The sequence below is a fragment of the Arthrobacter sp. Y3223166 genome, from assembly GCF_059090935.1.
The window spans coordinates 62,402-70,533 of sequence record NZ_JBNHGE010000015.1 but is presented as its reverse complement, the minus strand read 5'-3'; the positions used below and the strand labels follow the sequence as shown (position 1 = coordinate 70,533).

Here is an 8,132-nt window from a genome sequence, read left to right as displayed (position 1 = left end):
GCCGCCGGGCTGCTGGGGACCGGGCCGCTGGCCCGGATCGCCGGCCGCGGCGCCTCCGCCCTGGAGCCGCAGTACTTCGGGTTCGCGCCGGTGGAGGCCGCCAACCAGGCCGTGCGGCGGGCCGGCATCGCCTGGTCCGACGTCGCCGCCGTCGAGCTCAACGAGGCCTTCGCCGCGCAGTCGCTGGCGTGCATCGACAACTGGGACATCGACCCGGCGATCGTGAACGCCTGGGGCGGGGCCGTGGCCATCGGCCACCCGCTGGGCGCCTCGGGCATCCGCATCCTCGGCACTCTGGCCCGCCGGCTGCGGGAATCGGGGGACCGCTGGGGCGTGGCCGCCATCTGCATCGGCGTGGGCCAGGGCCTCGCCGTCGTGCTGGAAAACGTCAACTCAACCAAGAACTAAGGAGGTAAGCGGGTGCCTACATTCGCTGCTACTGCCCGGGACGCCGTGGCCGGCATCCAGGACGGCGCCACGGTGCTGATCGGCGGCTTCGGCAACGCCGGCCAACCGATGGAACTGATCGACGCGCTGATGGACTGCGGCGCCACCGACCTGACCGTGGTGAACAACAACGCCGGGCAGGCGGACGCCGGGCTGGCGCTGCTGATCAAGGAGCGCAGGGTCAAGAAGATCATCTGCTCCTTCCCGCGCCAGTCCGACTCCTGGCACTTCGACACCGCCTACCGCGCCGGCGAAATCGAACTGGAACTGGTGCCGCAGGGCAACCTGGCCGAACGCATCCGCGCCGCCGGCGCCGGGATCGGCGCCTTCTTCACGCCCACCGGCTACGGCACCATGCTGGCCGAGGGCAAGGAGACCCGGATGATCGACGGGCGCGGCTACGTGCTCGAGACGCCGATCCACGGCGACGTCGCGCTGATCAAGGCGCTGACCTCCGACCGGAAGGGCAACCTGGTCTACCGCAAGACCGCCCGCAACTTCGGACCGATCATGGCCGCCGCCGCCAAGAAGAGCATCGTGCAGGTCTCCGGCATCGTGGAGACCGGCCAACTGGATCCCGAGGTCATCGTGACTCCGGGCATCTACGTGGACACCGTCGTCGAAATTGCGCCGCAGGCCGCAGAGGGAGAGGCAAACCAGTGAGCGAGAAACTCAGCCGCGAAGATCTGGCCAGGCTGGTGGCCCGGGACATCCAGCCCGGTTCCTTCGTCAACCTTGGCATCGGCCAGCCGACGTCGGTCTCCAACTACCTGACCGCCGAGCAGGACATCACCCTGCACACCGAAAACGGCATGCTGGGCATGGGCCCGGAGGCGCAGGGCGACCAGATCGACCAGGACCTGATCAACGCGGGCAAGGTCCCGGTCACCGAGGTGCCGGGCGCGTCCTACTTCCACCACGCCGACTCCTTCGCCATGATGCGCGGTGGCCACCTGGACGTCTGCGTGCTCGGCGCGTTCCAGGTCTCCGCCACCGGCGACCTGGCCAACTGGCACACCGGCGCACCCGACGCCATTCCCGCCGTCGGCGGCGCGATGGACCTGGCCACGGGGGCCAAGGACGTCTACGTGATGATGTCCCTGTTCACCAAGGACGGCAAGCCGAAGCTGGTGCCCGAATGCACCTACCCGCTCACGGGAGTGGGCTGCGTCACCCGCGTATACACTAATGACGCGGTCTTCCTGATTACCGAGGAAGGCGTGCGCGTGCGCGAAACGTTCGGGAACACGCTTGAGGAACTGCAGTCCAAGATGGACATCAAGCTGCTTCCGCCCACCGAGTAAAAGGAACCATGACCGAGACCAAGACGCCGGGCGACCAGTTCGTCCAGTCGCTGGCCCGCGGATTGACCGTGATCAGGGCCTTCGACGCCGACAACGTCACCATGACGCTCAGCGAGGTCTCCAAGAGGACCGGCCTGACCCGTGCCACCGCGCGGAGGTTCCTGCACACCCTGGTCGACCTGGGCTATGTGCGCACCGACGGCCGCGTCTTCGAACTCACCGCTCTGGTGCTCCAGCTGGGGTATTCCTACCTCGCCGGGCAGAGTCTGCCCCAGCTGGTGCAGCCATTGCTGGAAGAGCTTTCCGCGGAGCTGCATGAATCCACCTCCGCGTCGATTCTCGACGGCGATGAGATCGTCTACATCGCCCGCATCCACACCCGGCGGATCATGACCGTGGGCATCATGGTGGGCACGCGTTTCCCCGCCTACGCCACATCCATGGGCCGCGTGCTGCTCGCCGGCCTGCCCGCCGGCCGGCTGGAGGACTATCTGGCCTCGGCCGAGCTGAAGCCGTTGACGTCACGGACCATCTCCGACCCGGACAAGCTTCGGGCGGAGCTGGACAAGGTGCGGAGCCAGGGATGGGCCCTGGTGGACCAGGAACTGGAGATCGGCCTGCGCTCGGTGGCCGTTCCGGTCCTGCATCCGGACGGGTCCGTGGCCGCCGCCCTGAACATGTCCATGCAGGCATCGCTGGCAGACGGCACCCGGGACGTCGACGCCGTCGTCGCGGAAGCCCTGCCGAAGCTGCAGGCCGTCGCCGCCAAGGTCACCGACGCGCTGCGCGCCCAGCAATAGGTCCCGAAGGCGGGCGCGCCGGCCCCGCCGCCGGCAGGAATCGAGTTCCCCAGGGAGGATTGCGTACATGGGAAAACGTCAAACCATGGGTTCGCTCCGGGCCGCCTCCGGCCTGGCGGGGGAACTGCTCGTGACCCTGGGCGCCATCGTCCTCCTCTACGTCATCTGGCAGCTGTGGTGGACCAACCTGGACGCCCGGGCGGCGCAGCAGGACGCGGTCAGCGCCCTGTCCCGGCAATTCGAAGGTCCCGCCGTGACGGCCGCCGCCGAGGACTTCGGGCCGCCGCAGACGGGCGGGCAGCCCCGGGCCGGCGAGACCTTCGGGATCGTCTACGTCCCGCGCTTCGGCGATGACTTCACCGTGCCGGTCTCGGCGGGGGTGGGTCCCGAGATCCTCGATTCGCTGGGGCTGGGCATGTACGACGGCACGGCGATGCCGGGGGAGGTCGGAAACTTCGCGGTGGCCGGCCATCGCCAGACCTACGGCAAGGTCCTCGACAACATCGACGCGCTCCGGCCCGGGGACCGCATCCATGTGCGCACTGCCGACGGGTACTTCACCTACGTCTTCGAGGAGCACACCATCGTGACGCCGGACCGGACGGATGTACTGCTGCCGGTGCCGGAAAAACCGGGGGCCGAACCTGTCAGGGCGATGATGACCCTGACCACCTGTCATCCACGGTTCGGCGACCGGGAGCGGTACATCGCGTACGCCGCGCTGGAATCATGGCGCCCCGCCGAGGCGGGACCGCCTGCCGACATCGCCGGCCTGGTCGCCGCGCAGGCAGGAGCCTGAGGTGTACGCCTGGATCTTCCGCAACCTGCCCGGCCCGTTCGCCGTGCGGATCCTGCTGTCGCTGATGCTGCTGGCGGCGGTCGTCCTGGTGCTCCTGGAGTTCGTTTTCCCGTGGATCAGTTCCCTCGGGCTGCTGGAAGGCGAGGCAACACTCAGCCAGGGCCGGGCAGACGGCGGGGCCTGGGAGCGGTCAGGGTAGGACGACCCGCGTTGCCGCGGACCCGGCAGGCGCGCCGGATTAGCGGATGTGACCTGCATCATTTATATTTCTGCAAGGGCCGGTAAATGCCGGCCGACGCAGGGCGCCGAAGCAATCGGATCGGCGCGATCTCCGCCCTGCCAGGACAGCCGAGTTGGGGACAGGACATTTCACGTGACATCACGACTGCGCGCTGCGCTGCTCACCGGCACTGTTGCCGCCGCTCTCGCCCTGGGCAGCGTTCCCGCCCACGCCGGCAGCCAGGATCCGGCCGAGATGCAGGCCCCGATCCCCGGTGACACCGCCCCGTCGCCGGGCCCGGACGCGGTTGCCGCCGGGATGGTTGCGTCGGAAGTCGCCGCGGGCACGCCGGTTGAAGAAACTGCCCCTGCCGAGCCGGTTCAGGCGGAGCAGGAAGAGGCCCTGGCTGACGCCGTGGTTACCCTGCTGGTCGAGGCTCCCGAAGCGGACAACGACGGTGTGCCGTCGGACGGCGCCGTCGGCACCGACGGGGCCGCGGGCGAATCCCCCGCCGGCGGCGCAGCGGCGGCCTCCGCGGAAGATGTCCCGGCCGAGGACTCAACTCCGGCACCGGAAACCATGCCCACTTCTCCCGTCGCCGATCCGTCCGCCCCTGCCGTGGAGCCCCCCACGGAGGCTGCGCCCGCACCCGCAGCTCCTCCGGCGGCAAAACCCGCTCCCGTGATCGAGCCGATTGTGGTGGGCGGACGTACCCTGACCCACAGGCACTTCAACATCCCGGATGACATCGCCGCCAGCGACGAGGAAACCGTCATGCGCTGGATGGAAGAGAACATGGACCTCGTGCTCGAGTCCGAGGGCATGACGTACCTGATGGACCTCATCATGGAGTACCTCATGGCGGGCGACGTGGACGGCCTGGCCGCCTTGATCCGCGAAATGAGCGCCTCCGATCCTGCAGCGGGGGAGGAGCTCATTCTGTGGATGTACGAGCTGTTCGAAGGAATCGGTGAATGGCCGGGCGACTTCGGCGAGTGGCCGTATGGCGAGGAGTTTGGACCGGCGGAACCGGTCGAGGAACCTGCAGCAGTTGTCAGCCCGGCCTCGCAGCCCCAGCCGGCAGCGCCGTCGAACGTGCTGCCGGTGGCCGTCCCGGCCGGCGCGCTGGCGGACACCGGGGCCGCCGGCACCGCCTGGCTCGCCTCGGGCGGAGCGGGCCTGTTGATGCTCGGCTCCGCCCTCCTCTGGTGGCGGCGCCGCACGGCCTGAGGTAGCCGGCCCGGTCCTGCACCCGGGCGTTCACCCCGCCGCCAACTGTCGTTGACCTTGGCATGGCTGAATGTCCTGCGATGGATCCTGAGACAACGCCGCGGCGGAAATTCCTGCCCGAAATCCAAGCCCTGCGCGCCCTTGCGGTGCTGTTGGTGGTGGCCTACCACCTGGAGCCGCGCTGGCTGCCCGGCGGCTACGTCGGAGTGGACGTCTTCTTCGTCATCTCCGGCTTCCTGATCACCGGCCACATGCTGCGCGAGGCGGCGGCCACCGGCACGCTGTCCCTGAGGTCATTCTGGGCCGCCCGCATCCGGCGCATCCTGCCCGCGGCGCTGCTGACCATTGCCGTCGTCCTGGCGGCCACGCTGGCGCTGCTGCCCATGAGCCAGTGGGAGCGCATCGGGGGCCAGGCCCTGGCCTCCACCCTCTATGTCCAAAACTGGGTCCTGGCCGCCGACTCCGTCGACTACCTGGCCGCGACCGAGACGCCGACGCCGCTCCAACACTTCTGGTCCCTGGCCGTCGAGGAACAGTTCTACCTGCTGTGGCCGCTGCTGGTCCTGCTGGCCGTCTTCGCGGCGCGCCGAACGCGGCGGCGTCGCCGGGGGATCGCAGCCGCGATCTTCGCCGCCGTCGTCGCGGCGTCGCTGGCCTATGGCATCTGGGCCACCGCTGGCGGCAGCCCGGCCGCCTACTTCATCACGCCCACCAGGATCTGGGAACTCGGGCTGGGCGGGCTGCTGGCCGCCCTGCACCGGGACACGCGCCGCTGGCCGTACCTGCGCAGCCTGCTGGCGGCAGCGGGCCTGGCCGCCATCACGGCCTCGGCGTTCCTCTATAACGCGAGCACGCCTTTTCCCGGGGCGGCGGCCCTGCTCCCGGTGCTGGGCACCATGGCCGTCATCGCTGCCGGACGGACCGGCGGGCCGCTGTCCCTGCACCGCCTGGTGGACTGGCGGCCTGTCCAATGGACGGGGAATGTCTCCTACTCGCTCTACCTCTGGCACTGGCCCCTGATCGTGTTTTTCACCATCCTGGCGGATAGGGAACCCGGGCCGCTCACCAGCCCGCTGCTGTTGGCCTGTTCCTTTGGCCTGGCCGCCCTGAGCTACTACTTCGTGGAGACACCGGTGCGCCGCTTTGGCTGGTTCAGCGCCAACTCCTGGCGGCCGCTCGCCGCAGGCGCCGCGGCCACCGCGCTGGTCGGCACGCTGGCCTTCGTGCCGGCCAACCAGCAGGAACGCATCCTGGCCCAGCGGGCCGAGGCGACGTCCGCGCTGCTGGCCGCCCCGCCGCCCGGCTTCGGCGTCGCCTCGATCACGGAGGACGGCCACCGCGCCTTCGCCACCGATACCCCGCTGGTGGTCCCGGATCCCGCCCGGGCCGGAGCCGACCAGTCCGGCCTCGGCGATTGCGCCGTCACCTCGATGGCGGCCGAAACCAAGGAATGCACCTACGGGGACCCGGAGGGGGACTTCACCCTGGCGCTGGTGGGAGACTCGCACGCGGGGCAGTGGTTCAAGGCCTTGGAGCCTGTCGCCCGAGAGCGGGGGTGGCGCCTGCTGACGTACATCCATCATTCCTGCCCGTTCAACGCGGAGCAGCGCAAACTGGAAGCGAAGGGGGAGTCCGTCTGCCGCGGGCCCAACGAACAGACCATGGAACGGCTGACCCGCGGCGGCGTGGACGCGGTCCTCACCTCGTACTACGCGGAGTCCTCCTTCGTGGACTCGGGCACCGGCCAGCGGCCCGGCGCGGCGGGCTTCGCCGAGTACTGGAACGAACTCGCCGACGCCGGCATCGACGTGTACGCGCTCAAGGACACGCCCCGCCCGCGTGAGGGCGCGATCGCCCGGGACTGCGTGGCGGTGAATTACGAGGACCCGGCCGAATGCGGCCAGTCGCGCAGCGACGGCCTCGACGGCAAGGACCTCACCGAGGATGCCGCCAGGCTGGCCCCGCGGGCGCGGGTCATCGACCTGTCGGCGCACTTCTGCGACCGGGAGACCTGCCCGGCGGTGATCGGCAACGTCCTGGTGTACCGGGACCTCAACCACGTCTCCGGCACCTACATGAAAACGCTGGCCCGGCCGCTGGAAACGGCCTTGCTGCTGGCGATGGAACGGCCGTGACGCCGCGGCCGGGCCGCCGTGCAGCAACCGCTGGGCAGCCGCCGGGCCACCGCGTCGTGCGCGACCCGCATACTCTGCTAGACTTATGTTCGATTGTTTTTGTGTGGCAGTGGATGAAGGCCGTTTCGGATGATAACGGAACGGGGCCTGTTTCCGGTCCGCGGGGTTCTTGCGCGGAGAATGCCACACTTTTGCACGCCTACGGTCGCTTCGATTCCGCAGCGGGTGCGAAGACGACCGACAGTGCCTGGCCCTGCATGACAGACGGGGCAAAGCCCAAGAAAAACGGAGAACACGAAAGTGCCTACGATTAACCAGCTGGTCCGCAAGGGCCGCTCACCTAAGGTGAATAAGACCAAGGCGCCTGCCCTCAAGGGCAGCCCGATGAAGCGCGGCGTTTGCACCCGCGTTTACACCACCACCCCGAAGAAGCCGAACTCCGCGCTCCGTAAGGTAGCCCGCGTCAAGCTCGCCGGCGGCATCGAAGTGACTGCCTACATCCCCGGTGTGGGCCACAACCTGCAGGAACACTCCATCGTGCTGGTGCGCGGCGGCCGTGTGAAGGACCTGCCCGGTGTCCGCTACAAGATCGTCCGCGGCGCCCTCGACACCCAGGGTGTCAAGAACCGCCAGCAGGCCCGCAGCCGCTACGGCGCGAAGAAGGAGAAGAAGTAATGCCCCGTAAGGGTCCGGCCCCCAAGCGGCCGCTCGTAGTTGATCCGGTACACGGCTCGCCGCTGGTTACCCAGCTGATCAACAAGGTTCTCGTTGATGGCAAGAAGTCCACCGCGGAGCGCATCGTGTACGGTGCCCTCGACGGTGTGAAGGCCAAGTCCGGCGGCGATCCCGTTGCCGCCCTCAAGAAGGCCATGGACAACGTCCGCCCGACCCTGGAGGTCCGGTCCCGCCGCGTCGGCGGCGCCACCTACCAGGTTCCGGTTGAGGTCAAGCCGGGCCGCGCCACGGCGCTGGCCCTGCGCTGGCTGGTCGGCTACTCGAAGGCCCGCCGCGAGAAGACGATGACCGAGCGTCTGATGAACGAGATTCTGGATGCGTCGAACGGTCTCGGTGCCGCTGTGAAGCGTCGCGAAGATACCCACAAGATGGCTGAGTCCAACAAGGCCTTCGCCCACTACCGCTGGTAAAGAGTCGATACGACGACGGCGCCAACCGCCGTCGTCGTATCCCTCACCTACA

Annotated in this window: 9 protein-coding genes and 1 pseudogene; all 10 read left to right on the top strand. The window is 68.8% G+C overall.

Annotated features, from left to right (window positions below):
• Positions 1 to 408 (top strand): annotated as a pseudogene (locus AC5RUH_RS09265) (3-oxoadipyl-CoA thiolase); the annotation flags it as partial.
• A gap of 12 nt (positions 409 to 420) precedes the next feature.
• Entirely contained in the window at positions 421 to 1,110 is a 690-nt protein-coding gene (locus AC5RUH_RS09260) for a 3-oxoacid CoA-transferase subunit A (RefSeq protein WP_494022486.1), read from the top strand.
• Entirely contained in the window at positions 1,107 to 1,751 is a 645-nt protein-coding gene (locus AC5RUH_RS09255; protein WP_494128406.1) for a 3-oxoacid CoA-transferase subunit B, read from the top strand. The genes AC5RUH_RS09260 and AC5RUH_RS09255 overlap by 4 nt, the downstream gene beginning before the upstream one ends.
• Before the next feature lie 8 nt (positions 1,752 to 1,759).
• Positions 1,760 to 2,551, top strand: a complete 792-nt coding sequence (locus AC5RUH_RS09250; RefSeq protein WP_494000487.1) for an IclR family transcriptional regulator domain-containing protein — start codon at positions 1,760 to 1,762, stop codon at positions 2,549 to 2,551.
• A 67-nt stretch (positions 2,552 to 2,618) separates the two neighbouring features.
• The gene (locus AC5RUH_RS09245; RefSeq protein WP_494102373.1) at positions 2,619 to 3,350 is read left to right on the top strand and encodes a class E sortase; all 732 of its coding nucleotides are present in this window, start codon (positions 2,619 to 2,621) and stop codon (positions 3,348 to 3,350) included.
• Between the two features lies 1 nt (position 3,351).
• Positions 3,352 to 3,549: a hypothetical protein gene (locus tag AC5RUH_RS09240; protein WP_494102374.1), complete on the top strand. Its 198-nt coding sequence runs from the start codon at positions 3,352 to 3,354 to the stop codon at positions 3,547 to 3,549.
• A 174-nt stretch (positions 3,550 to 3,723) separates the two neighbouring features.
• A complete protein-coding gene (locus AC5RUH_RS09235) occupies positions 3,724 to 4,800 on the top strand; it encodes an LPXTG cell wall anchor domain-containing protein (protein WP_494128405.1) in 1,077 nt (358 codons plus the stop codon).
• Between the two features lie 80 nt (positions 4,801 to 4,880).
• Complete coding sequence (locus AC5RUH_RS09230) at positions 4,881 to 6,935, top strand: acyltransferase family protein (RefSeq protein WP_494128404.1); 2,055 nt, start codon at positions 4,881 to 4,883, stop codon at positions 6,933 to 6,935.
• A gap of 300 nt (positions 6,936 to 7,235) precedes the next feature.
• Positions 7,236 to 7,610: a 30S ribosomal protein S12 gene (gene rpsL, locus AC5RUH_RS09225; RefSeq protein ID WP_493979224.1), complete on the top strand. Its 375-nt coding sequence runs from the start codon at positions 7,236 to 7,238 to the stop codon at positions 7,608 to 7,610.
• The gene (gene rpsG, locus AC5RUH_RS09220) at positions 7,610 to 8,080 is read left to right on the top strand and encodes a 30S ribosomal protein S7 (RefSeq protein ID WP_127511056.1); all 471 of its coding nucleotides are present in this window, start codon (positions 7,610 to 7,612) and stop codon (positions 8,078 to 8,080) included. The genes rpsL and rpsG overlap by 1 nt, the downstream gene beginning before the upstream one ends.
• Positions 8,081 to 8,132 lie beyond the last annotated feature (52 nt).

Excerpts from the sequence above, each read along its gene's own strand:
- rpsG (WP_127511056.1), top strand. The coding sequence starts at position 7,610 with ATGCCCCGTAAGGGTCCGGCCCCCAAGCGGCCGCTCGTAGTTGATCCG.
- AC5RUH_RS09245 (WP_494102373.1), top strand. The coding sequence starts at position 2,619 with ATGGGAAAACGTCAAACCATGGGTTCGCTCCGGGCCGCCTCCGGCCTG.
- AC5RUH_RS09250 (WP_494000487.1), top strand. The coding sequence starts at position 1,760 with ATGACCGAGACCAAGACGCCGGGCGACCAGTTCGTCCAGTCGCTGGCC.
- AC5RUH_RS09230 (WP_494128404.1), top strand. The coding sequence starts at position 4,881 with ATGGATCCTGAGACAACGCCGCGGCGGAAATTCCTGCCCGAAATCCAA.